The organism is Paucibacter sp. Y2R2-4 (assembly GCF_025717535.1).
GTDB lineage: Bacteria > Pseudomonadota > Gammaproteobacteria > Burkholderiales > Burkholderiaceae_C > Paucibacter_A.
The window spans coordinates 493,836-517,125 of sequence record NZ_JAJIRO010000003.1; the positions used below are offsets into that span (position 1 = coordinate 493,836).

Genomic DNA, 23,290 nt, shown 5'->3' on the forward strand with positions numbered 1-23,290 from the left:
GGAGTCAACCAAAATGATGATGCGTCGAACTGTTTTGCGGGCCGCGGGCCTCTTGCTTGGACTTGGGGCCGCCAGCCGCTTGGCGCTTGCGGGCGTGAGCGAAAGCGACGCGGCCTCCGGCATACGCGCTGCCTTGGAGCGCGGTGCCAATGCGGCGATCGCGGGTTTGGGCAAGCCGGATGGCTTCATGAACAACCCGACGGTGCGGATTGAGTTGCCGGGGTATTTGAAAGATGGCGCCAAGCTCTTGCAAATGACCGGGCAGGGCAAGAGCGTCGATGAGTTGCTGCTGGCCATGAACCGTGCCGCCGAAGCGGCGGTGCCGGCAGCCAAGCCGCTGCTGGTGTCGGCGATCAAGAGCATGAGCGTAGAGGACGGCCTGCAAATCTTGAAGGGGGGCGATGACGCCGTCACCCAGTTCTTTGCCGGCAAGACCCGTCAGCCGCTGAGTCAGCAACTCTTGCCCATCGTCACCCAAGCGACGCAGAAAGTCGCCTTGGCCGACAAATACAACGCGGTGGCGGGCAAGGCGGTCGGCTTGGGCTTGGTGAAAAGCCAGGACGCCAATATTCAGCAGTACGTCACCGCCAAGACTTTGGATGGTCTCTATCTGATGATTGCCGAAGAGGAACGCAAGATCCGCAAAGACCCGCTGGGCAGTGGCAGCGCCATCCTCAAAAAGGTGTTTGGCGGCGGCGCATGAGGGTGAGTTTTTCGCCCTGAAGTGGGGGGTCGTCGCGTTGTTGGCGCCGCAGTGGACAATAGCGCCCTGATTTTCCTTTGTCTTTGAAGTTGCGCCGAGGCGCTTGCCCATGAACGAAACTCCTAATACGGCACCGACTTTGGCGCCGAATGCATCGCAGTCTCCTGCTGAAGTAGACGTGGTCGACGCCGCCGCTGTGGTCGAGACCGCAAGCGAGAGCACGGCTGAAGCACCCGCAGTTGAAGTTGCTGAAATCGCTGAAGCCGCTGAAGGTGTCGCATCCGATGCTGCACCTGAGGCCGCAGCTGCCAAAGACATCTCGCCCGCTGCCGTCGCAGCCAAGCTGAAAGAGCTGTTTCCCGCGCTGTTTGTGGGCGGTGGCATCAAGCCCTTGAAGCTGCGCGTGCAGGCCGATATTCAAGAACGTGCGCCCGGCGTGTTCACCAAGGCGCAGCTGTCCGCCTTTTTGCGCCGTCACACCGGTGGCACCGGTTATCTGATTGCCCTCAGCAAGGCCAAACATCGTTTTGACTTGGATGGTCAGCCGGCCGGCGACTTGAGCGATGAGCACCGCGCGGCGGCCGTCGAGGAACTGAACCGCCGCCGTGGCCTGCAGCAAGAGCGTCTCGAACTGGAGCAGCAGCGCCAAGCGCTGGAGCAAACCCAGGCGCGCAACCGCGCCGGCCTTTTGCACGACTTCGAACGTACCACCCTGACACTGCCCAACTTCTGCGTCCTCAAGGGCGTGACGCCCGAAGAGTTGCCGGGTTTGTTGGACTTGGCACGCCGCGAGGCCGCCGAGCGCGCGGCGCAGCGCCCTCAGTTCCAAGCCCCACGTGAGTCTCGTCCGGGCCAAGCCCCGCATGGCGAGCGTGGCCGGCCGGATGAGCGGCGTGGCCGCGGACATGGGCCTAAGGGTGGAAATCAAGGTGGCCCGCGTGGCGCCCAAAAGACCGGTCCGCGTCGTTAATTTCTTCACGCTTTCTTTAAACCCTTTGGTCTAAGCAGCTTGACATATTTCTGTCAAGCTGCTGAAAGCCATTGCGTAGAAGACGGGAGAGCACTCGGATTGCCGCACTGATAACTTATGACTTCGTTGAAGCGAAGGGTCGATGGAGGCCTCATCGCTTCACTCCGAGTTCAATGGTTTATCAGTGAGGAGTGATCATGAAACGTCTGCTGGTTCTGAGCATCGCCGCGGCTTGCGGTCTGGCCAATGCGGCTGAGCTTTACAACAATGGTCCGGTCGTCAACGGCACAGGTTTATCCGTGCTGACTTCGCCAGCCACGACCTTTGGTTTTGGCATGAATACCGCTGCTGGTATTTCCGTAGCCGACGATTTCAATGTGGCGGCTGGCCAAGTTTGGAACGTCCAGAGTCTGGACTTTTTCGGTTACCAGACTGGTTCTACAGGGTTCACCTTCAGCAACGCGACCTGGAGCCTCGTTTCGGGTGATGTCAATACCGGAACCGTTGTGGCTTCCGGTACGACTGCCGTGACCAATGGTGGCTTGCAAGGCTATCGCGTCACTGAAACCACGTTGACAAACACGCAGCGTGGCATCTACAAGGCAAGTGCTGACGTCGCAGACTTCTCCTTGAGCGAAGGGCACTACTGGCTTCGCTGGAGTCTGACGGGTTCGCTGGCTTCCGGCCCCTGGCAGCCTCCCACTTCCGATGCTCGCGTCGGCAACGCTGCGCAGGCCCTGTCTGGCGCTTCTTTTAGCACTATCACCGACGCAGGTTCAACTTTGAGTGTGGAACTGCCCTTCGCCATCAACGGCATCACGGCCGCCGTTCCTGAACCCAGCACCTATATGCTGATGTTGGCTGGTGGTCTGGCGGTCGGCGCCATCGCGCGCCGCCGTCGTCAGCAAGGCTGAAACTAGCGTTTGAAAAGAGCGCCCACCGCTGGTGGGCGTTTTTATTGGCGGGCTCGCAAATGCAAGTTTGCATCTGCTTTTGGCCTTCGCCGGCGCCGGGTCGCCGCGCCTTTCTACAATGGCGTCATGAACGCAAACCCGAGCACCTACACCCGCGGCGCGGCCTTGCCCGCCATCCTGCAGCAGCGCATCGCGATTTTGGACGGTGCCATGGGCACGATGATCCAGCGCTACAAGCTGGTTGAGGCGGACTTCCGCGGCCCGCGTTTTGCCGATCACCCCAAGGATCTGAAGGGCAATAACGACTTGTTGGTGCTGACCCGGCCCGATGTGATTCGCGAGATCCACGAGAAATACCTGGCCGCCGGCGCCGACATCATCGAGACCAACACCTTCGGCACCACCACCGTGGCCCAAGAGGACTACGGCCTGGAAGCGCTGGCCTACGAGATGAATGTGGCGGCCGCGCGCATTGCCCGCGAGGCCTGCGACCAATACAGCACGCCCGACAAGCCGCGCTTTGCCGCCGGCGCCCTCGGCCCCACGCCGCGCACCGCCAGCATCAGCCCCGATGTGAACGACCCCGGCGCCCGCAATGTCGACTTCGATACGCTGCGCGCCGCTTACTACGAGCAGGCCAAGGGCTTGCTGGATGGCGGCGTCGATCTGTTCCTGGTTGAGACCATTTTTGACACCTTGAACGCCAAGGCCGCCATCTTCGCGCTGGATGAGTTGATGGAAGACACCGGCGAGCGTCTGCCCGTCATCATCAGCGGCACCGTCACCGACGCTTCGGGCCGCATCCTCTCCGGCCAAACGGTGACCGCTTTCTGGCACTCGGTGCGCCACGCCAAGCCGCTGGCTATTGGCCTGAACTGCGCGCTGGGTGCGACGCTGATGCGCCCCTACATCGAAGAGTTGGCCAAAGCTGCTGGGGCCACGGCGATCAGCTGCTACCCCAATGCCGGCCTGCCCAATCCGATGAGCGACACCGGCTTTGACGAGACGCCCGATGTGACCGGCCGTTTGATGGAAGAGTTTGCCCGCAGCGGCTTCTTGAACATCGCCGGCGGCTGCTGCGGCACCACGCCGGAGCACATCGCGGCGATCGCCAAGGGCGTGTCGGCGTATCGGCCGCGCGTCAGCGGCGAAAAGTTCTTCAGCGGCTTGGTCGCCGAGGCCTGAGCGAGCGGCCTCAGCTCATCTTCAGCAACTTCTCCATCGACACCCGCAGCTTTAACTCGTGCGGGGCCAAGCTGGCCGCAATCGCTTGGGCGGCCAAGCGGGTGTCGCGCGGCACCGGTTCGCTCAAGGGGTTGCCGCTCTTGCCCAAGAGGCTGGCCACCATCGGCTCGGTGGCGCTGTGGCCGCGTTTGAAGACGATGCCGACCTCGCCATTGGCCAGCCGTACCAGGCTGCCCAGCGGGTAGAGACCAATCGTTTTGACGATGGCCGCGCCGGCTTCGTCGGGCTGCTTCAGCTCATCCAAAAACACCGCCCGGGCGGCCATGGCACCGGTTTGCGCTTTGCGCGAGGCGCGCGGGCTGACGCGCGAGGCAAAGATGTCGATGCGGCGCAGCAGCCGCGCCAGTTGTTCGGCTGGGGCGCGGCCCGCCAGCGGGCCGGGGCCGGCGTCGTGATGCAAACACACGGTCTTCAGCCAGAGCTCTGACTTGGCGCCGAGTTCGGCCAGCAGTTTTGCCGAGCGGTCGCCATGTGAGATCAGGCTTTGCTGCTGGTTGTGGCTGGGCTCGTCGGACTGTGCCGCCATGCGGTCTTGATGTGCGCTGATGCTGATATTCATGCTCAGCGCAGCTTGGGTGAGGGCCAAGCGCCAATCGTCCGGCCAGCCCAGCTTGAGCGCGCATTGCTCGGCCAAGGCCAGGCAGAGCAGGGCGTGGCGGGCGCTGTAGCGCTCAAAGCCCTGGCTGGCGTCAAAGATCAGGAACATCAAAATCGCATCGGGCCGGTGGGAGAGCCGGGCGATGGCATCGGTGTGCAGTTGTTGAAAGCGGCCGCGGAAGTCCTCGGTATTTGGGTCGCGCAGCAGGCTGTGGGCATGCATCTGCAGATCGGCCCAGGCCGCTTGCTCGCCCAGATCGAGGCGTTGCACTTTGTCGGGTTTGTAGTCGGCCTGCACCTTGACGATGTCGCCCAGGTTGGCGCCCTGGTGCATCATGGTGTCCATCTTGTGGGCCAGGGCGCGCTGGTATTCCTTGGTCTCATGCGCCAGCACCCAGATCGGGCGCGCCAACAAGGCCTGCATCTGCGGCGTGTTGGGCAAGGTCTGGCCGCTGGCCACCAGCAGCTTTCCCTCGGCGTCGCGCAAGGAGAAGGTGAGCACCTGACCGGCGCGCAGGCTGTGGGGGGGAAGCTGTATCAGATCCAAGAGGCCTCGCACATGTTTTGTGTGGATTGTCGGCTGAACCTGCTGGCGATTGAGGCCTGGACCCGGACTGCGCGTAAAATCACGCACGGTTCAAGGAGCGTTGCGACCAGCCCACCCGCATTGATCGTGAGATTGGCGGCGGCTCGCCAGGCTTGAACGGGCAGCCCACACTGATCTGGGTTGTTGACAACGACGCTCACCGATCCATGATTTCGTGGCCGCGGTGAGTTCGCGGCCCAAGATTCCCTCGAGGCCGCCATGTCTGCTGAAACCCTTGCCCTGACCCCTAACGTCCCCGTCGAAGCGATGAAGCTCTCGGGCCTGGAGCCGGTGCAGATTGGCGCCGGCACGCTCTTCGTCAATATCGGCGAGCGCACCAATGTGACGGGCTCTAAGGCCTTTGCGCGCTTGATCTTGAATGGGCAGTTCGAGGACGCCCTGGCCGTCGCGCGCCAGCAGGTTGAGAACGGTGCGCAGGTCATCGATATCAATATGGACGAGGCCATGCTGGATAGCAAGGCCGCCATGGTGCGTTTCCTGAACCTGATCGCCGGTGAGCCCGAGATCGCCCGTGTGCCCATCATGATCGACAGCTCCAAATGGGCCGTCATCGAAGCCGGCCTGAAGTGCATTCAGGGCAAGGGCATCGTCAACTCGATCTCGATGAAAGAGGGCGAAGAAGAATTCCGCCGCCAAGCCAATCTGGTGCGCCGCTATGGCGCTGCCGCCGTGGTGATGGCTTTTGACGAGCAAGGCCAGGCCGACACCTTTGCCCGCAAGATCGAGATTTGCGAGCGAGCCTACAAGATCCTGGTGCACGAGGTGGGCTTCCCGGCCGAGGACATCATCTTCGATCCGAACATCTTCGCCATCGCCACCGGCATCGAAGAGCACAACAACTACGCAGTCGACTTCATCGAAGCCACGCGCTGGATCAAGCAGAACCTGCCCGGTGCCAAGGTCAGCGGTGGCGTGTCGAATGTGAGCTTCAGCTTCCGGGGCAATGACCCGGTGCGCGAGGCCATCCACACCGTCTTCCTGTACCACGCGATTCAAGCGGGCATGGACATGGGCATCGTCAACGCCGGCATGGTCGGCGTGTACGACGATCTCGACGCCGAATTGCGTGAGCGCGTGGAGGACGTGGTGCTGAACCGCCGACCCGACTCCGGCGAGCGCCTGATCGAAGTGGCCGAGCGCGCCAAGGGCATGGCCATTGACGACACGGCCCGGCTGGCTTGGCGCGCTGGCGATGTGAATGAGCGCCTCAGCCATTCGCTGGTGCACGGCATCACCGAGTTCATCACCACCGACACCGAAGAAGCTTGGCAAGCGATTCAGGCCAAAGGCGGTCGGCCACTGCATGTGATTGAAGGCCCGCTGATGGCCGGCATGAATGTGGTCGGCGACTTGTTCGGCGCTGGCAAGATGTTTTTGCCCCAGGTGGTCAAGTCGGCCCGCGTGATGAAGTCGGCGGTGGCGCATTTGCTGCCCTATATCGAGGCCGAAAAGAAGGCCTTGATCGACGCCGGCGGCGAGGCGAAACCGAAGGGCAAGATCGTCATTGCCACCGTCAAGGGCGATGTGCACGACATCGGCAAGAACATCGTCACCGTGGTCTTGCAGTGCAATAACTTTGAAGTCGTGAATATGGGCGTGATGGTGCCCTGCCAGGACATCTTGGCCAAGGCCAAGGAAGAGGGCGCCGACATCATCGGCCTGTCCGGCCTGATCACGCCCAGCCTGGAGGAGATGCAGCACGTGGCCGCCGAGATGCAGCGGGACGAGCATTTCCGCTCGCGCGGCACGCCTCTGCTGATTGGCGGCGCCACCTGCAGCCGGGTGCACACGGCGGTCAAAATCTCGCCGCATTACGAAGGCCCGGTGGTCTATGTGCCGGACGCTTCGCGCAGCGTCGGTGTTTGCAGCGACCTGCTTTCGGACGAGCGCGCCGCCAAGTTCATTGCCGAGTTGCGCAGCGATTACGAGCAGGTGCGCCATCTGCACGCCAACAAAAAGCAGACCCCCATGGTCAGCTTGGCCGCCGCGCGCGCCAACAAGCATGCCCTGGACTGGGCGAGTTATCTGCCGCCGGTGCCGCAGTTCATCGGCCGCCGGGTAATCCGCAATTACGACCTGGCCGAGTTGGCCGAGAGCATCGACTGGGGCCCCTTCTTCCAGACCTGGGACCTGGCTGGGCCCTTCCCGGCCATCCTCAAGGATGAGGTGGTGGGCACCGAGGCGCAGCGCGTCTTCAGCGATGGCAAGCGCATGCTGCAGCGCCTGATCGCCGGTCGCTGGTTGACGGCCAGCGGCGTGTTCGGGCTCTACCCGGCCGCGCAGGTGAACGACGACGACATCGAGATCTACACCGATGAAAGCCGCAGCGAGGTCTTGATGACCTGGCACGGTCTGCGCATGCAGTCGGATCGACCGGTGGTGGACGGCGTCAAACGGCCAAACCGCTGCTTGTCCGATTTCATCGCGCCCAAAGGTGTGGTGCCGGATTACATCGGCTTGTTTGCCGTCACCGCGGGCCTGGGCGTCGAGAAAAAGGAAGCCCAGTTCCTGGCCGATCTGGACGACTACTCCGCCATCATGTTCAAGGCCCTGGCTGACCGTTTGGCCGAAGCCTTTGCCGAGCGCTTGCACCAGCGGGTGCGCACGGAGTTCTGGGGTTATGCCCCGGACGAGGCCTTGAGCAGCGAGGAGCTGATCGAAGAAAAGTACCGAGGCATTCGCCCGGCTCCAGGCTACCCGGCTTGCCCCGACCACTTGGTCAAGCGTGAGTTGTTCAAAGCCTTGAACCCCGAAGAGATCGGCATGGGCCTGACCGACAGCATGGCCATGACGCCGGCTGCCAGCGTCTCAGGCTTTTACTTCGCGCATCCCGAAGCGGCTTACTTCAATGTCGGCCGTATCGGCGAAGACCAGGTGGCCGATTGGGCAGAGCGCATGCGGCTGAACAAAGAGGCGGCCGAGCGGGCCTTGGCGCCGCTTTTGTAAGCCGAAGTAAGAGCCGGGCTTTGGGCGGATCAGCGGTGCACGGCGTGCTAGGGTTGGGCGTTAGTTGTTGACCGAGTATTTCAAAGGAGTTTTGCAGATGAAGCCCGCACAAATCGCCATCGGCGCTGTCGCCGCGATTGCTATTGCTGGTCTGGCCTATCAGGCGGGGCGCAGCCAAACGCCGGCCGTCGTTGCCAATGGATCTGCCGTGTCGGCCTCGGCGCCCGCTCCAGAAGCCAGTGCTGTGCTGGCTTCAGCAGCAGTTGCTGCCTCGGTGCCCCTGGTCGCGGAGCCGCCCGCCTCGGTGCCTGCGGTCAATCCAGCCGCCAGCACGCCTGCGCCGCAGGTGGCGACCAAGGCGCCGAGCAAGCCCGCAGCGCGTCCGGCGCCCAAGCCGGCAAACCCAGCGCCAACTCAAGCGCAGCCACCGCAGGAGCACAGCCATGTGGCCAAGGCGGATCCTGACGTGACCGAGTCTCAGCCTCAGAAGCCCGCAGAACCGGCTGCGCCCAGGCTTTGCGCCGAATGTGCCACTGTGGTGCAGGTGCGCAGCGAGCATCGCGAGGGCAAGGGCAGCGGCTTAGGTGCCGTCGGTGGCGCGGTGCTGGGCGGCCTCTTGGGCAATCAGATTGGCGGCGGCACCGGCAAGACTCTGGCGACAGTCGCCGGTGCGGCCGCGGGCGGCTTTGCTGGCAATGCCGTGGAGAAGAATCACAATGCGCGCCAGGTCTGGGTGGTGCGCGTCAGCTATCCGGACGGCCGCACCCGCAGCTTCGAATATGAGCATCAGCCCGATTTGCGGGTCGATATGGTGGTGCGCGAGCGCGACGGCGTGTTGGAGCGCTACTAAGACTTTGCGGAATTGAGGCCGGGCCTCAGTGCATCAGCCCGCGCCGCAACTGAATGGCCTCGGCCATATGGGGCAATTGAATGCGTTTCGATGGCTCCAAATCGGCGATGCTGCGGGCCACGCGCAAAAGGCGGTGGTAGCCGCGCGCTGACAGCCCCAGCTGAGCGGCGGCCTTTTGCAAAAAGTCCATCGCCGCAGGCTCTGCCTGAGCGTATTGCTCCAGCTGGCGCGCACTCAAGCGCGCGTTGCAGCAAGCTTGGCGCTCCATGGCAATCTTGCGTGCGCCGGCCACGCGCTGAGCCACCACGGCGCTGCTTTCGCCGTCCGGCAGGCCGGCCAGCTCTTTGGGGGCCAGCATGGGCACTTCGATCATCAGATCCAAACGGTCCAAAAACGGGCCGCTGAGTCGGCTTTGATAACGCGCAATTTGACCGGGTGCACAGATGCAGGCCTTGAGCGGATTGCCCAGATGCCCGCAAGGGCATGGGTTCATGGCTAGGGTTGTCAAGCGACTTTTTTCAAGATTTGTACCTAGCAAGACCCATCGGCGAGTCCATCAGCGGGCAGCGAGGCCCGAGCAACGACTGCTCCTTCAGTGTGAACTGGGCCAATCGACCCAACACTGCCTTTCAGGTCGTCAACTTGACCGACAGCACCGCAGCGTGTGCTCCCTGTCACCATGTGCGAGTCCGCCGTCTGCAGCTGGCCATGCCCCGTCGCCGGAGAGCGGCTGATCTTCGACAGTTCAAAGTACCGTGTGAGGCAACGGGCAAGTGCATGGTGAGCTCAGTTCAGGTGCAGCCAACTGGGTGCTTGACCGGTGCCCGGTCGATGGTGCGCTCGCTGTACTGCGCGATGCTAAGAGTCACTATTGGCATCGAGTTCTGGAATCTCCGGAGCTGTTTGACGGCGGCGTCAGAAGGCGGGTTAGGGCTGGATGATGCGGCTGTAGGCTGCCCAGTCAATCGCAGGTACTGAGCCGAGCGATTGCAGCCGATCGAGAAGGCGGAACAAGAAGAACATCATTGCTGCGTCGTCGGTGACGACGAGCGGGTTCCCGCTGTAGCGATCGTACGAGCCATGGTCGAGCGCGCAGACGCAATCGAGCGCGGAGTTGGGGTCAGTGCCCAGGTTTTTTAGGAACGGCTTGCCCAGACCAGTCGTCCAGCCCGCCTTCGGTGCAAGGAGACCGGCGAGGATGCGGAAGTGCGGCTTAGCTGGGTATGTACCGCCCGCGTGCGAGATTGGAACCGAGGTGCGGGTCATCTTGCGCACCGATGCGGCCTTGGCCTCTGCATACTCGATGTAGCCCTTGCTGACCTCCGGTTTGCATTCAAAGACTGCGTAAACGGCTTCGGCAGGGATGTAGCGGTGGTTCTTCTGGTCAAGTAGAGTCGGCGTGAAGTGGCGGTCAAAGATGACCGCATCGATTTGCTCGCTACGGCCCCCCTTTGAATCAATGATGATTCCAGTCGCTACCTCGTAGCGGTTGGGCAAGTACGAACGGAGAAGTTCGACCCAATGGTCCTCGTTGACTGCGCCCATGACCCCTGCATGGCTCACGGACTGGTTGGCCAACGTCATCTTGGCGCGCAGCGCCAATCGGACGTTGGAGAAAGCCTCCTTCATCCAGGTCGTATCGCCCGGGGCTGCGGTGAGGGCGATGGCGTTAGGGGTGGGGTTTTGCTTCATGATGTGGCGCTCAGGACAGAGGGAACTTCGAACCGAAAAGCGCGCGCCATGCCCTCAGCGCTTCGCCGTTTTGGCCCTTGCGTGCCAGGTCGATGGCATGAGACGCCTCGCGGCTAGCTGCAGTCAGCAGTTGGCCAGCGCGCTCCTTGCGGGCAGCGTCCATGCCGTCGCTGATAGGCGAACCCAGGCCGGCTGGATCTGGCCACTCGTCCTTGATGCGGTCGGCAAGCGATGAAAAGAAGGCTTGGATCTCATAGTCGAACCGTCCCTGCCAACCGCCATGGAGGCACTCAAGCGCCATGGCCTCGATCAGGAATGAAGGCTTGACCGGCTTGTCGGCGCCATGCTTAGCGTTGTTGTTCCAGTACTTGACCATTCGCACCAGGCCCTTCCATTCACTGTCGAAAGCTTGGTGTGCTTTCTTGGCCTTCTCAGCGTGGATGTCCGGGTTTGTCTTCATCCACTTTCCGGTGTCGGCATTGGGAATCTCGTAGTCGTCGCCGGCTGCGGCGGCCGGCACGACGTCAACACTTAATACGCGGTAGTCGGTGTTGTCATCAGAGTCGACCACCACGCCAAAATCGACGTTGATAGAGCGGCCCTGCTTGCGCACAGCGTCCTTGCCGTACTTCTCCACCAGCGCGTCGTAGTAGGCCCCCAGGACGACTGACGGAGCTTGGCCTCGATACTTCTTGGCGTCGGAATCGCCCATCACAAAGAAGATGTCGATGTCCTTGAGCGGCTTGGTCTTGGTGTACCGGGCATACGAGCCTGTCAGGAAGTCGCGCTCGATGGAAAACTTTGTGCGAATGAACTCGCGCACTTCGATGTGACGCTTGGAGGCGTTGTCCTGCTCTCGGGTATTGAGCTCGAGGCGGGACTTGAATTTGCGGAATGCGTCGTCGGTGGTAATCATTAGCGGGTTCTCCAGTAAGCAGCACTCGCACCGAGGCCGTTGTGTTCAATCGTTGAGCCGAGGCTTTGGCGCACCATGCCTTCGGTAGAGCGGGCGGAAACAGGGCCCCATCCGTCGACATCTGGACGACCCGGTTTGTTCTGCAAGAGCACGTCGTAATACGCCGATGCAGGCGCAACGCCGGCCTTCTTGATTGAGTACTTCAACTGCTCCGTATCGGTGTAGAAGGTGCCATTGCCGCCGCCAGTGGAATAGAGGATGTCGATGTCCCAGCGAACAATCAAGCCGTTGGTGGATGGGTCGAAGATCTCAAGCTGTACGCGCTCAAGGTAGCCAGATTCAATCCAGGTCTTGATGGCGCGCTGGTTGCTGTCCCAATCCGTGGTCAGCTTCTCCGGGTTGAGGCCACTAAGGCGGACGATGTCCTTCAGGCTCTTTAGGATGTTGTCAGTTACGTAGGTTACCGAGTGGGTGTACGTGTTGATGGATACGGCACTCATAGCTTCAGGAATCCTTCCAAATCAAGCTCCACTTCGGTGTCTGCCGAGCCCTTTTCAGCTGCCTCGGTGGCGATGCCACTGGCCGCGTCGCGTGCGACCACGTGGCTGCCGCTCTTCTTGAGTGCTGCGGCGACCCATGAAAGGTCTTCGGCCGCAACTGGCAGGGAGACCTGCCAGTCACCTTTGAGGGCGTCGAAGCCCAGCTTCGCTTCGTTGCCGGCTGACGTTTCGAGCGACTCGTCGTCGAACAGGCAATAGATGCGGGTGCGTGGGCCGTCGCAGGTCACGACAATCGGACTGGCCTTCGGTGACTGGTCGGTGATGACGCTGGCCGCAATGCCAGCCACGCTCATCAGCTCAGCACGGGCTTCCACGTTCGAGCTGCTCCCACCAAGGAGGTCGACGATGGCGGTCCAGGTGGCCGAAGCGTCGCGGAATGGAACGCTGCGGAAGTCGCGGCGCACTGTACTCATTTGGAGCCCTCCTTGAGTGCGCGTGCGGACTTTGCCAGCTTGGCCGCAGCGAGCAGGTCGTCGGCGGTCAGCTTGTTCGGGTCGAGAGCCGTCTCGCGGCGCATGGCCATGGCGTTCACGACCATTTTGCGCAGCGCGCGGCCGTCCAGGCCGTGGCTGGCTCTGGCAATCTTGGTGATATGCGAAGAGTTAGCGATGACGCCAAGCGCCGGGAATTGCTTGGCGAGGCTGCCCAGGCAGAGCTGGAGAATCTGCTCAACAGCTTCAGGGCCCGGCGGCGGAACTTCGATGACCAAGTCACAGCGCGAGGTGAACGCGCCGTCGATGGCCTGCGGGAAGTTGCTTGTCGCGAGGAAGAGGATGTTGGTGTGGCGCTCGGCGAGGGCGTCCAGTTGAACCAACACCGCATCGGTGGCGCGATGGATGTCCACCGGGTTCGCTTCCAGGCTCAGGCGAGTGCGGTCCGCCGCCAGCGTCTCAACTTCGTCGAGCAGGACCATCGTCGGGCCCTGCTCGGCCTGTTCGACGATGGTCTGCGAGAACAGCTGACTCACGGCGCGCTGCGTCTTGCCCATTGCGGAGCTGGTCAGGGCATGAGGGTCAACCTCGACGAGCCGGGGCTTCTGGCCCTTCATGATGCCGCCCACCTTGCTGGCCAGTCCGCGGGCCAAGGAGGACTTGCCCGTGCCGGGTGGTCCTGAGAGCAGAATCACGCCGTGCATCGGCAACTGGTCGCGCGACACCACGGGACGCAGCTTGAAGTTCAAGAGAGCCTGGGAGAGCAGACGCTCCTTGATGTCGTCTGCGACGACGATGCCGTCCCATTGGGCATCCAGGGTTTCATGGGGCAAAACACGCACGGCTGCTATGCCGGGCGGAAGGTCTTCAGGTCGCACGAGATACTGTGCTGCGGAGGGGGCTTTCAATGCTGTTCCGTCCTCTGGGGACGCCGTTGTTACGATGGATTTGAGTGTTCCCGAAACACGGAAAGGATTGGTTGAAGCTCGGTTCAGGTGTGCTATCTCGGCGGTTCCCGGATACAAGATTTCCGCGACTTGTCTAGGATCTCCTAATCCGGGTGCCTTGCCGGTTCAGAATCCTGAATCGGCAAGCAGGGAATACTTAAGCCAAGACGTGAGATGCTCGCGTCATTAGAAATAGCTCTGCCGAGGCTAGCCATGACCCGTATTGCCATCATTGAAGATGTGCTTATTGACAGCGAGAACATCAAGACGCTCATTCAGAACTCGATGGATGCCGAAGTTAGGCAGGCGTTCACGAAGGAAGACGCAGACACGCTGTTGAAGTCAGAGCCGTTTGACCTAGTGATCATGGACGTCGAACTCGGAAGCGGTGCGAAAAACCGCTACGCAGGGCTTGGCCTGCTGAGCGATATCCGTGCGAATTGGCCGACTATCGTGGTGTCCGGGATGCCGGAAGAGAACCTTCGAGGTCTCGCGCTGACGCTACATGCGTACGACTTCATCCCGAAGCCGATTGAAGAGCAAGACCTCATCAACACCATTGAGCATGCGCTCATCTGGGCCAAGTCGGATGTGGCGCGTGACCTCGCCGCACAGCCTGGGTTACCCGAGGGCCTGACGGCTGACCCACAGCGGAAGAATCGGTTTCGTTGGAAGGGGCTACCCGTCCAGCTGACCATTACGGAGCTCAGCATCGTCCAGGCCCTGGTTGAGCGCCCTGGAGTCTTGGTCGAGGCGCGAGACCTACTTAAGAATTTGAAATCTGGCCTGACCCCCAAAGCTCTCGCAACCCAAATGTCGGGTGTCCGCAGAAAGTTCCGTGACGTCGACGTTGACTTTGACCGTATCGATAATGAACCCGGCCGCGGCTACCTCTGGAAGACGTTACCGTAAGCGCTGGTTCCAGCGTCTCCAACGCTGGAACTTCACGCTCGGCACCATCGCGTTCCTCGTTGCCCTCACTCTGTGCCTCATTGGGGCTTTAGCCGATATCAATTTCGCGGCGCTCCAGAAGGAGCAACGAGTTCGAGAGTCGGAGCTGAAGGGGCAGCTTGCGCAGTTCCTTCTCAGCATTCGAGAGCCGGATGGCTCTTCGTTGTTGGAGAACCCTCAGGAGTTCTCGGCAGGGTCGCGTCCTTTGAATGTGGTGACCCTGCGCCGGTCATTCTTCACTTATCTCTTGCAGACTGGTAACGCAAAAGTATTCAAGACTGGCGACATCAGCTTCGAAGCACCGCGTGCGTGTCAAGTCGAATACCAGGGCGTGCGCAAGGACGGAACTTCTTCTGGGAGTCTGCGCACCTGCTTTGCTGCCGTGCTCGCCGACCAAAGCGGCCGGTACGTCTACTTTTCTCTGCGCTACCCCTCAAGCAAGATTGAGCGCCACCGTCCAGGTCGCCCGCTGGCAGAGGTCAATAGGGTGGTGTTCACATTCAGCGGACAAAAGCAAGGGCGACTCACTCTCTCCTACCAAATTCCTCCGCTGGCGAAGTCCAAATACCCGTCGCAGCTGGCACGCTTTGACCAGGTTCATGAACTGGCCGGGTTCTACGCCGGTGAGGGCGGGCAGCCGTCAAGGCTCGTGAGTGGCCAAGCCTTTGAGAGCTTGGTCGAAGAGGATGGCAGTGCGGCGCGCAACTACGTGACGGTTGTGGGACGCCTTGATGCAGCGCTTTTTCAGGTCCCGTCTTCCGATGAACAGTGGCCGACTAGCGCGCTCAAGAAAGTAAACATCGGCGTCGAGGTCTACGACAAGGCGGGGCCGGACGGCAAGGCCGAGGCCTTGTTCCAAGTTTCTGCCGGACAGGTGGGTACGCCCCTTGTTTCACTGACCCAAGCCTACTTGGCTGCGATCCCCTCCCGTGCATCGCTGCAGGTCAGAGCAACTGGGGCCGGTGGGAATAGGTCCGTTGTTTGGCGCTCCGACGATGACAGCGTTAGTCAATCCACAACCCGGCTAGACGGAAGGTGGCAGTGGCTTGCCGACAAGTGGACCGAACTCATTATCTCGAAGGCTTTTCTGCAAAGCTCGCCGATGGTCGAGTCCCAGAACCTGCGGATTGGAGGTGTGGCGAACGCTACGGCTACGCTGACTTCGACGCCATTCATGTTGCCCGACCTTGCAACGAGAGCGTTCACCTGGATTTCTGGGGCCCTCTTCCTCATCCTGGGAATGACCTTCTACTGGGGGCACAACAATTGGCAGTTGCGGCGAATTCGAAAAACAGCCTATGCCGTTGTCGTGAAGCGAACGGGCGAGGAACACTTAAAGCAATTTGCTGCGCGAGACGAACTCGGGACACTTGCACGCGTGTTCTACCTAGTTCTGCGGCGGAGTCGCTCTCGGGACTCCAACTTGGTTAAGCGGTTACGTGAAGAACAGGCTATGCGAGCCGAAAAGCTTCGGTTGCAAGAAGGTCATCTACAGAACCGCAAGTCCATTCTTGACGCCATCGGGCACGAAATTCGCTCGCCGCTGCAATCGCTCTTGAACATCACGAAGGAATTGCCCGCCGTGCAGCAGCAGCTAGGTCGCATTCGGCGAGCTGTCACGGCGCTCTTCACGGCTAATAGCGTGGAAGAGGGCCTGCGGTCAGGAGAAATCGCCCTGTCGCCACATGACTTGGCTGACTGGTTGAGTCGATACGCACGTAACCTCGACGAGGCAGGGCGAAAAGTGAAGTACGTCGGCCCGATCGATGAAATCATTGTTCAGATGGACTCAATGCAGCTGGAGCAAATTCTGGACAGTCTGCTGGATAACGCGGAGAGGTATCGTATCCCTGGCTCCGACATTGAGCTAAGACTTCAACAAGGGGCCTTCTCCGTTGAGTTGGCCGTATTCAATCAAGGTCCTGCCATTCCAGAGGCGGGTATCGAGCAAATTTTCGATTTGGGTGTCTCCGACGGCCATTCGGGTGTGAACAGCGGGCTGGGGCTCTTTGCGTCACGCATTTACGCTTTGGCGATGGAGGCAACGCTGTCTGCTCGCAATGAGCCAACGGGTGTGTCCTTTGCCCTGCAGTTCCCCTGGCGCGCCAGCAAGTAAGGCCGCTCATCATTGCGCGCTCACGCCGCGGCAATCGCAATTGAAGCTGCTGCGCAGCCACGCGAGCGCTTGGGCAGACACCGTGCCCCGAGCCGTCCGGTTCCCGCCACGTCTGGACTACTTGCTTCCATCTTAAAGCCAGTTCCCCATCAACACATATGGAGCCCAGAAGTACGGATGCCGCAGGTCAGCGCTTGCGGCCTCATCCTTGATAGCTCCCTTCAGCATGCCCAGTTGAGCCTGCTGCAGTGCGGCTGCCTTGCTCATGCTTCTCTTCTCGCCGCGCTGGCGATAGAACTCCATCATCAGCGGCGCAGCGCCTACATCGGCCACCGGCCACAGAGTGGCCAGCACAGCCTTGGCACCCTTTGATCGGAACAGGCCTCCAAGAGAGTCCAGTGCGCCTTCGCTCACGCCGGATTCACAGGCTGATAAGGCGATCAGGTCGTATTGGCCTAGGCGCGGCGTCCAGCCGAGGATCTGACCGGTGCTCAGCTTGCTGCCATCACCGAGCAACAGAAGCGACTTCTCGACCTTGAAGTGCGTGGCGATGTGCAGGAAGCTGGCGCCTCCACCGGCGGGTCCGAGCAGGCGTTGCAGGAGCTCGGGCGTGAAGGCGGCGTCCAGATAGCGCTGCCCGCTGATCATGCCCTCATCGGCACGGCAATCCTTCGCGCCGACCTCACGGATCACGCCGCAGACCTCCCGGCGCACACCCGGCAGCGCCACGCTGCCGAACTCCGCATCGGACTGTGATGCACCCAGGGCTACGCCGCGCCAGAGATCGCGTGTTGGTGTCTCCAGCCCTTCGAGCTTGCCGCTGCCATCTGCGGTCAGGATTGACACGGCATAGTGTTCGACAAGGTGCGTCCCGTCCGGACGCATCAGCGCCGCGAACGGTAGCGCCCGCAGATTGCCGAACGGCAGGATCGCCCACTGTCGGATGTTTGGCGCGTTCTTGAGCTGCGCTTCGGCTGGAGCGATCAGATGCTGATACAGAGCCTGGGCTGGTGCCCGGTAGTCCTTGCGGGCTTGGATGGCGTCACGCAAGGCCTTTACCAGCGCATCCAACTCAGTCTCAGAGACCTTTGCGATCAGCGGAACGGCGCCCTGTTCTGTGGTGAGGATCAGGGTCAAACCGCGCGCGCCGGGTAGCAGCAACAGACCGGCGGTCTTCAAGCCGCCATCGCCCCGTTCGCGCAGTTCGGTGAGCTTGGCCGACAGTTCGGTGCGGGCGCTGTCGAAAGCCTGCAGGCGCCGCTCGTTGGCCTGCCGGCTAGCGGCCACGAACCTCTGCGTGGCGGCTTCCATGATGTTGCGGGTGCGGGTGTCGAGTTGAAGTCGCCTCTCGTCCAGGTCCGTCATCTCAGGCCCAGTCGACGATGCGCGGCCGGCCTTGACGGCGTCCGCCACGGCAGCGCGGCGGCGCTCGAAATCCCGCCATTCGCCGGCTACCCGATCCAGATCCTGGCGATATGCGTCCTCCTCGGCCGTCCAAGTCAAGTTCTGAGCGCCCGAGCCGGCACCACCATTACGACGCAGATACTCGGTCAGCTCCGACTCCTTCAACAATAGCAGCACGCGCTCCGCTTCGGCGATTCGCCCCCGTTGGATAAGCAATGCGGACAGCGCCCGATAGGGGTCAGCCAACTTCTTGGTGAAGGACTCGCGCGTGGCCGCATCCAGCCCCCGGGTACCGGCTCGCATGCGCTGGCGCGTGTTCACCGAGAGCTTGAAGTAGAAGATCGCTTCATCCAGAGCGCCACCGTCTTGGCGCTTATCTAGGGCAAAGGCCAGATTGGACGAGAAGACTGCCAGTTCATTGATCGCCCTTTGATTGCGCTCAGGGTCGACGATGTTGGTCACCAACACAGAGCGCACCGCCCGACGGTACAGCGGCAAGGCGTCGTCGTAGCGCCCCATCGACAAGTACAGCCCTGCCAAGTTGTTCAAGCTCGTCGCCGTGCTCACGTGATCCAGGCCCAACGCCTTTTCGGTGACCGCCAGCGCCCGAAGATACAGAGGCAAGGCCTCGTCGTAGCGGCCGATAGACTCGTACAGCCGCGCCAAGTTATTCAGGCGAGTCGCTGTGCTTTCGTGATTCGGTCCCAACGAATTTTCGGTGATCGCCAGCGCCCGCTTGTACAGCGGCGAAGCCTGGTCGTAGCGCCCCATCGGCACGTACAGCCCTGCCAAGTTGTTCAAGCTCGTCGCCGTGCTCACGTGATCCGGGCCCAACACCTTTTCGTTGATCGCCAGCGCCTGCTTGTACAGCGGCAAGGCCTCGTCGAAGCGGCCCATCAACGCGTACAGCCCCGCTAAGTTGTTCAGGCTCGTTGCCGTGCTCGCATGATCGATGCCCAACGCCTTGTCGGTGATCGCCAGCGCCCGCTTGTACAGCGGCAAAGATTCGTCGAACCGGCCGATAGACTCGTATAGCTGCGCTAGGTTGTTTAGACTCGCCGCAGTGGCCGCATGATCCGGGCCCAATGCTTTTTCGTTGATCGCCAGCGCTCGCCTGAACAGCGGCAGGCCTTCAGCGTAGCGATCCATCAACAGGTAGAACGATGCTAAGTTGTTCAGGCTCGTCGCCGTACCCGTGTGATCAGGGCCTAACGACTTTTCTGTGATCGCCAGCGCACTTTTATAGAGCGGCAGGGCGTCGTCGTAGCGGCCCATTGCCACATACAAGTGGGCCAAGTTGTTCAGATCAATCGCAGTGTTCGGATGCTCAGGACCGAGTGCTTTTTCGTCGATTGCCAGCGCCCGCTTGTACAGGGGCAAGGCCTCTTCGTACCGGCCCATCGACTGGTACAACCCCGCTAGGTTGTTCAGGCCCGCCGCATTGCTCGCATGTTCTGGACCCAACACCTTTTCGGTGATCGCTATCGCCCGCTTGTACAGCGGCAATGCATCGCCATAGCGGCCCGTTGACTCGTACAACCCGGCTAGGTTGTTCAGGACCGTAGATGTTCTTTCATGATTCGGGCCGAATGCCCTTTCGACAATCGACAGTGCCCGCCTGTATAGCGGAAGGGCTTCGTCGTAATGCCCCACTGAAACGTAAAGCCCGGCTACATTGTTCAGACCCCGCGCCGTGTCAACATGATCGGGGCCCGACGCCTTTTCGGTGATTGCCAGCGCCCGTTTGTAGAGTGACAAGGCCTCGCTGTAGCGGCCCATTGTCTTGTACAACAATCCCAGGTTATTTAGATCAACCGCGGTGTCTGGATGCTCAGGACCGATGGCTTTTTCGTTAATCGCCAGCGCCCGCTTGTACAACGGCAAGGCCTCCTCGTAGCGGCCCATTTCCCGACATAACACAGCCAGGTTGTTGATGGTTGTCGCCGTACTCGCATGTTCCGGGCCATATGCGACCTCCGCTTCGGCCAACGCTTGTCGTGCGACATCCATCGCTTCGGCGTACCTGCCCTGGCTGTAGAGCTGGAAGACCTTCCCGTTGAGAGTCGCTACGTCGGCCAACGCAAGGATTGGGCTTGTCAGGAACCCAACGAACAGCCAGGCCCAAATCCAACTTCGGGGTGTCATCGCCTGAACTCCCAGAATTCACCCTGACTCCCTTTTGCCTTCATCAGACGTGGCCGTTTGTTTGGCTCAAGGCCTTGGTGGATTATCAGGAAGAGGTCACTCATTACGGTCTCGCTGTCCCCGAAATAGCTGTGTGACAGGCCAAACCACTCCTTCGTAATCGCGCTTGCGTCGATGGAGTCGATGCCGGCAAGAACGGCGATGTCCGTCCCTCCTGAACCCAGTCGTCGCTCTCCGTGCAGCCAGGCCGATAGTGCCACCGGCACGTCCTGCTTTGACGCGTAGAGGGTATAGCGCGGGGCGTTAGCGCTCTTCAGCTCATAGATCCAACGTTGGCGGAATTCTTCTTCACCAAGGTCTGGTGAAGCCAGGATGACCTGCCTGAATGCCTTGTCGGCACCAGGACGCTGTCGGAGTAATTCGGCGAGGCCTTGCGTCAGAACTCGATTGCCCATGCTGTGTGCCACTACATAGACCGGTACTCCAGGACCCAGGCGAGTCAATTGGTCGAGAACCTTGGCCATTTGCCTCCAGGCTGTGCGTGCTTTCTCTTCGTCGCGGGTGTACCACAGTAAATCACCATCAGACGGCCAACTGAACAACACTGTCGGCCCCGGGAAGGCTAGGTCGTAAGCCAGCTGTGCGGCGCGCTCCGCCGCCGTCGCAAATGTAGTGTTGTATCCGTGGACGAAGAGCAGCACGCCGCTCTTGTCAAAGGCCCCCGCGCGAAGAGCTAATTCGGCCTTCCAGCCAGGGATCGTGAAGGTTTTGAATGCCTCGGACAATACGATATGTCGGTCTGGCGAGGGGTCCCACTCAAGGCGCAGCAAGGATGGGCTCTCGAGATTTGCCCAGCGATGATCCGCGGGAATTGAAACATCCACGGAACCAAAGCTCAACTTATCACTGCGAGCCTTTCCGAACGCCTCAGCAGTCTTCGCCGTCCCAGTGGGTTCGCGAGTAGTTGCGAAGTAGAGACGCAGCCAGTCGTGGCGCTTGGCATCTGCGACAGTACCAGGCGGAGGTAACTTCGCGGGTGCGTTCCGAGCAGCCGATTGACGCGCTACGGCGTTGAGCCTAGGTTGATCTCCTGCACCTCGGCTTCTCTCGGTCAGGATCACCGCAAGATCTTCCTGCTCGTAGCTGACTTTCAGTTCGGCGATCGGTTCGTTACCGCACAACTGTGCATCGAAGTTCGCTACCTGAATTTCGTCTGCTTTAAGCTCCGGCCAAAGCTTCTCTCGCACAGCGCGGCTTGCCACTACCTGCAAGAGGTCACCGAGCGGTGGCCCGTCTGCGCTGAACTTGAGCTGCCGAGTCTGCAGGAATTCCCTGTCTCTTTCGAATGATTTCCCACGTACGCACATCAAGGTCACTTGCGCTGTGGCCACAACAGGTAAGAGTAGCGAAAGCGCTGCAATCCACCTGGCTTGAATGAATCGGGAAAACATTGATACTCTCCTTTAGGTTGCTAGCTCCAGATCTCTTCGCATCTTGCACGCTACTCGGCTGGATCTGACGCAATCAGCCCTGCTGAGGCCCTGCCGCATGCGATTGAGCAGCAGCGATGACTACTTCCGGGTTGCTGGCCAAGATCTCTCGCGGGCGCCTGCCGCCAATCGTCGCGCTGATGGATTCAAACCAGCTTGCGAGCTGGAACGGCCGGTAGCCAGCCAAGATGCCAATAACCTCAGCCAACGCTGCATAGGGCTCTCCGTGTGGGTCAAATACATAGGCAGGCAACCGTCGTTGCCCCTCCTGTTCAATCGCAAAGACATGCATTTCATTCAGCCATCTATTGGCGCCAGCGTCTTCAACTCTGCGCCAGGTCGTGCCAGATAGAACTGCCGCAACGGTTCTCTGTTCAAGCACCTGCCGCGGGTTCAAGCTTTGTCCAGACGTTCTCAGAATTGAATCTAGTCGATCAAGGTCAGCCTGCGATATCCCTAACGCTCCGCAGCAAAGAACCAATCTGCTGCAGTTCGCGCTAAACAGGGAGGCTTGGTCATCCAAAGCGGCCCACGGTCGCCCCGTGTGGCCGTTGTCATGGAGCCAGCAGCGTATTTCGGCCTCGCGCTCACCCTTCTCATTGCGTACCACTGGAGTCGAGCCGACTATGCGAAGCCGCAGGTCTTCTGTGAAGAACTCCCGAATCTCATCAAGCGGATGTGCCTCCCGCCAACTTGAGCTGATCACGACGTCGACATCTGGGCGCTGCCGTAGCCACGGCTCTCTTATTCCTCGGCATGAGTCGCTTGACCTAGCTGCATCCTCACTCTAAGCATCTCACGACCTCTTCGCACCGCTCTGAGAAAGGGCGAAGACAAGCTGCTGATCAATGAAGTGCTCAGCTGACTCGATGCGAAAACCGGCGGCAAAGTCCTGGCCTGCCCGATCTCGAAACACCACCGTGAGGTTCCCATCAACAGGATCACGCGCGCGCCAGATTGAGGCGACTTCTCGGCTTGTCCACTGGCCGGTGGACGAATCTTGGGGCGGAATCATGCAGACCAGCCCCACCAGTCTTTCACGCTCCATGTTCTCGACTCGATCCACGACGTCGTCTGCCGAGGCCACAGCCCATGACAAGCAGATCGATTCATCGCCAGAACCCTCAATGACGCTCGCGATGAACCACGGATGCGGGAAGGTCAAATGGAACGCACTCCAGTATCGCGCCCCTGCAGAAGTGAGTGCGGGGGCGAGACCTGGAGGAAGGCTGATAGCGAGCGCAGGAAGGGTAACGAACATTGTCAAATTGGCTCCGGAACTGAACAGATCCGAAAGCTCTCTTTCGCGTTATATAAAACGCAACTATTCTGGCGCCATCACGTCGAAACACCTAGCTAGCGCGCGATGGGCGGCGCCTGCAACGGTCATAGATTCGCTTTCGGAATACGGAGCAAATTGAGCTACGGTGGCTGCTCAAGGTGGACCATGCTCAAGTCTTTACATTCCCGACACAACGATGTTTTCCTACGAATGCTCCGCGGCCGGCGCGAATCTCAACGCCTGCGCCAGTTGGACTTGGCCGCGCGCCTGGGGCGTGGCCAAGCCACCGTCAGCAAAGTTGAGCGTGGAGCGCGCAGATTGGACGTGGTTGAGCTCTGGGCATGGCTGAATGCCCTTGACATCGACTTTGTAACGTTCAACCGAGAGCTGGACCAAAGGTTGAGAGCCAATCCTGTGCCCGATTCGAGGTTCCGGAAAACACGGCATCAAGCTACACCCAAGAAAAAGTAGTCAACTGGCCCCATTGAGGGCTAGCGACCACCTAACTTCCAATAAAAGCTGAC

The 23,290-nt window shown here is 60.7% G+C and carries 20 protein-coding genes, 1 pseudogene and 1 riboswitch; of the genes and pseudogenes, 9 read left to right on the plus strand and 12 right to left on the minus strand.

Translation table 11 applies throughout. The annotated features are described in order from the left end of the window. The first annotated feature begins 16 nt into the window (after window positions 1-16). The 4 genes from LNV06_RS13530 (at window position 17) to LNV06_RS13545 (ending at window position 3,772) form a co-directional block, all read left to right on the plus strand. Entirely contained in the window at window positions 17-703 is a 687-nt protein-coding gene (locus tag LNV06_RS13530; protein ID WP_411970119.1) for a DUF4197 domain-containing protein, read from the plus strand. 109 nt (window positions 704-812) lie between these two features. Then, window positions 813-1,673 carry a ProQ/FINO family protein gene (locus LNV06_RS13535; RefSeq protein WP_263538819.1) on the plus strand — a complete coding sequence of 287 codons (861 nt, stop codon included), beginning with the start codon at window positions 813-815 and terminating at the stop codon, window positions 1,671-1,673. Window positions 1,674-1,870: 197 nt separating this feature from the next. Next, entirely contained in the window at window positions 1,871-2,587 is a 717-nt protein-coding gene (locus LNV06_RS13540; RefSeq protein WP_263538820.1) for a PEP-CTERM sorting domain-containing protein, read from the plus strand. Between the two features lie 126 nt (window positions 2,588-2,713). Further along, window positions 2,714-3,772, plus strand: coding sequence for a homocysteine S-methyltransferase family protein (locus LNV06_RS13545; RefSeq protein ID WP_263538821.1), 1,059 nt, complete (start codon window positions 2,714-2,716; stop codon window positions 3,770-3,772). A gap of 10 nt (window positions 3,773-3,782) precedes the next feature. Here LNV06_RS13545 and LNV06_RS13550 read toward each other — a convergent pair whose 3' ends face one another. Continuing rightward, entirely contained in the window at window positions 3,783-4,976 is a 1,194-nt protein-coding gene (locus LNV06_RS13550; RefSeq protein WP_263538822.1) for an HD-GYP domain-containing protein, read from the minus strand. 86 nt (window positions 4,977-5,062) lie between these two features. Next, a riboswitch (S-adenosyl-L-homocysteine riboswitch) is annotated at window positions 5,063-5,181 on the plus strand. A gap of 53 nt (window positions 5,182-5,234) precedes the next feature. Here LNV06_RS13550 and metH point away from each other — a divergent pair. Together metH and LNV06_RS22595 are read left to right on the plus strand one after the other, a co-directional pair. After that, the gene (gene metH, locus LNV06_RS13555; RefSeq protein WP_263538823.1) at window positions 5,235-7,982 is read left to right on the plus strand and encodes a methionine synthase; all 2,748 of its coding nucleotides are present in this window, start codon (window positions 5,235-5,237) and stop codon (window positions 7,980-7,982) included. Window positions 7,983-8,079: 97 nt separating this feature from the next. Beyond that, window positions 8,080-8,832, plus strand: a complete 753-nt coding sequence (locus LNV06_RS22595; RefSeq protein WP_318013492.1) for a glycine zipper 2TM domain-containing protein — start codon at window positions 8,080-8,082, stop codon at window positions 8,830-8,832. A 25-nt stretch (window positions 8,833-8,857) separates the two neighbouring features. On the opposite strand, the gene LNV06_RS13565 is transcribed toward LNV06_RS22595, so the two are convergent. The 6 genes from LNV06_RS13565 to LNV06_RS13590 all read right to left on the minus strand — a co-directional run bounded on the left by LNV06_RS13565 (window position 8,858) and on the right by LNV06_RS13590 (window position 13,339). Continuing rightward, window positions 8,858-9,325, minus strand: coding sequence for a magnesium chelatase subunit ChlI family protein (locus tag LNV06_RS13565; protein ID WP_263538824.1), 468 nt, complete (start codon window positions 9,323-9,325; stop codon window positions 8,858-8,860). A 434-nt stretch (window positions 9,326-9,759) separates the two neighbouring features. Next, window positions 9,760-10,524 carry a DUF6602 domain-containing protein gene (locus LNV06_RS13570; RefSeq protein ID WP_263538825.1) on the minus strand — a complete coding sequence of 255 codons (765 nt, stop codon included), beginning with the start codon at window positions 10,522-10,524 and terminating at the stop codon, window positions 9,760-9,762. Between the two features lie 10 nt (window positions 10,525-10,534). After that, window positions 10,535-11,440, minus strand: coding sequence for a CBASS oligonucleotide cyclase (locus LNV06_RS13575; RefSeq protein ID WP_263538826.1), 906 nt, complete (start codon window positions 11,438-11,440; stop codon window positions 10,535-10,537). Then, window positions 11,440-11,940, minus strand: a complete 501-nt coding sequence (locus LNV06_RS13580) for an HORMA domain containing protein (protein WP_263538827.1) — start codon at window positions 11,938-11,940, stop codon at window positions 11,440-11,442. Before LNV06_RS13580 ends, LNV06_RS13575 begins: the two co-directional genes overlap by 1 nt. Beyond that, window positions 11,937-12,413: a CBASS system Cap8 protein gene (locus tag LNV06_RS13585; protein ID WP_263538828.1), complete on the minus strand. Its 477-nt coding sequence runs from the start codon at window positions 12,411-12,413 to the stop codon at window positions 11,937-11,939. Before LNV06_RS13585 ends, LNV06_RS13580 begins: the two co-directional genes overlap by 4 nt. After that, complete coding sequence (locus LNV06_RS13590; RefSeq protein WP_263538829.1) at window positions 12,410-13,339, minus strand: AAA family ATPase; 930 nt, start codon at window positions 13,337-13,339, stop codon at window positions 12,410-12,412. The genes LNV06_RS13585 and LNV06_RS13590 overlap by 4 nt, the downstream gene beginning before the upstream one ends. 252 nt (window positions 13,340-13,591) lie before the next feature. On the opposite strand from LNV06_RS13590, the gene LNV06_RS13595 reads away from it, so the two are divergent. Both LNV06_RS13595 and LNV06_RS13600 read left to right on the plus strand, forming a co-directional pair. Continuing rightward, window positions 13,592-14,290, plus strand: a complete 699-nt coding sequence (locus tag LNV06_RS13595; protein ID WP_263538830.1) for a response regulator transcription factor — start codon at window positions 13,592-13,594, stop codon at window positions 14,288-14,290. Next, window positions 14,250-16,445 carry a sensor histidine kinase gene (locus tag LNV06_RS13600; protein WP_263538831.1) on the plus strand — a complete coding sequence of 732 codons (2,196 nt, stop codon included), beginning with the start codon at window positions 14,250-14,252 and terminating at the stop codon, window positions 16,443-16,445. Before LNV06_RS13595 ends, LNV06_RS13600 begins: the two co-directional genes overlap by 41 nt. A gap of 132 nt (window positions 16,446-16,577) precedes the next feature. On the opposite strand, the gene LNV06_RS13605 is transcribed toward LNV06_RS13600, so the two are convergent. The 5 genes and pseudogenes from LNV06_RS13605 to LNV06_RS13620 form a co-directional block, all read right to left on the minus strand. Continuing rightward, window positions 16,578-19,928: a CHAT domain-containing tetratricopeptide repeat protein gene (locus LNV06_RS13605; protein WP_263538832.1), complete on the minus strand. Its 3,351-nt coding sequence runs from the start codon at window positions 19,926-19,928 to the stop codon at window positions 16,578-16,580. A 62-nt stretch (window positions 19,929-19,990) separates the two neighbouring features. Further along, window positions 19,991-21,445, minus strand: coding sequence for an alpha/beta hydrolase (locus tag LNV06_RS13610; RefSeq protein WP_263538833.1), 1,455 nt, complete (start codon window positions 21,443-21,445; stop codon window positions 19,991-19,993). A gap of 73 nt (window positions 21,446-21,518) precedes the next feature. Further along, window positions 21,519-21,881 (minus strand): hypothetical protein, encoded by a 363-nt coding sequence (locus LNV06_RS13615; protein ID WP_263538834.1) that lies wholly within the window; start codon window positions 21,879-21,881, stop codon window positions 21,519-21,521. 54 nt (window positions 21,882-21,935) lie between these two features. Then, window positions 21,936-22,232, minus strand: a pseudogene (locus LNV06_RS22660) (HAD domain-containing protein); the annotation flags it as partial. Between the two features lie 48 nt (window positions 22,233-22,280). Beyond that, entirely contained in the window at window positions 22,281-22,745 is a 465-nt protein-coding gene (locus LNV06_RS13620; protein WP_263538835.1) for a hypothetical protein, read from the minus strand. 231 nt (window positions 22,746-22,976) lie between these two features. On the opposite strand from LNV06_RS13620, the gene LNV06_RS13625 reads away from it, so the two are divergent. Continuing rightward, a complete protein-coding gene (locus tag LNV06_RS13625) occupies window positions 22,977-23,237 on the plus strand; it encodes a helix-turn-helix domain-containing protein (protein WP_263539138.1) in 261 nt (86 codons plus the stop codon). The last annotated feature ends 53 nt before the right edge of the window (window positions 23,238-23,290 follow it).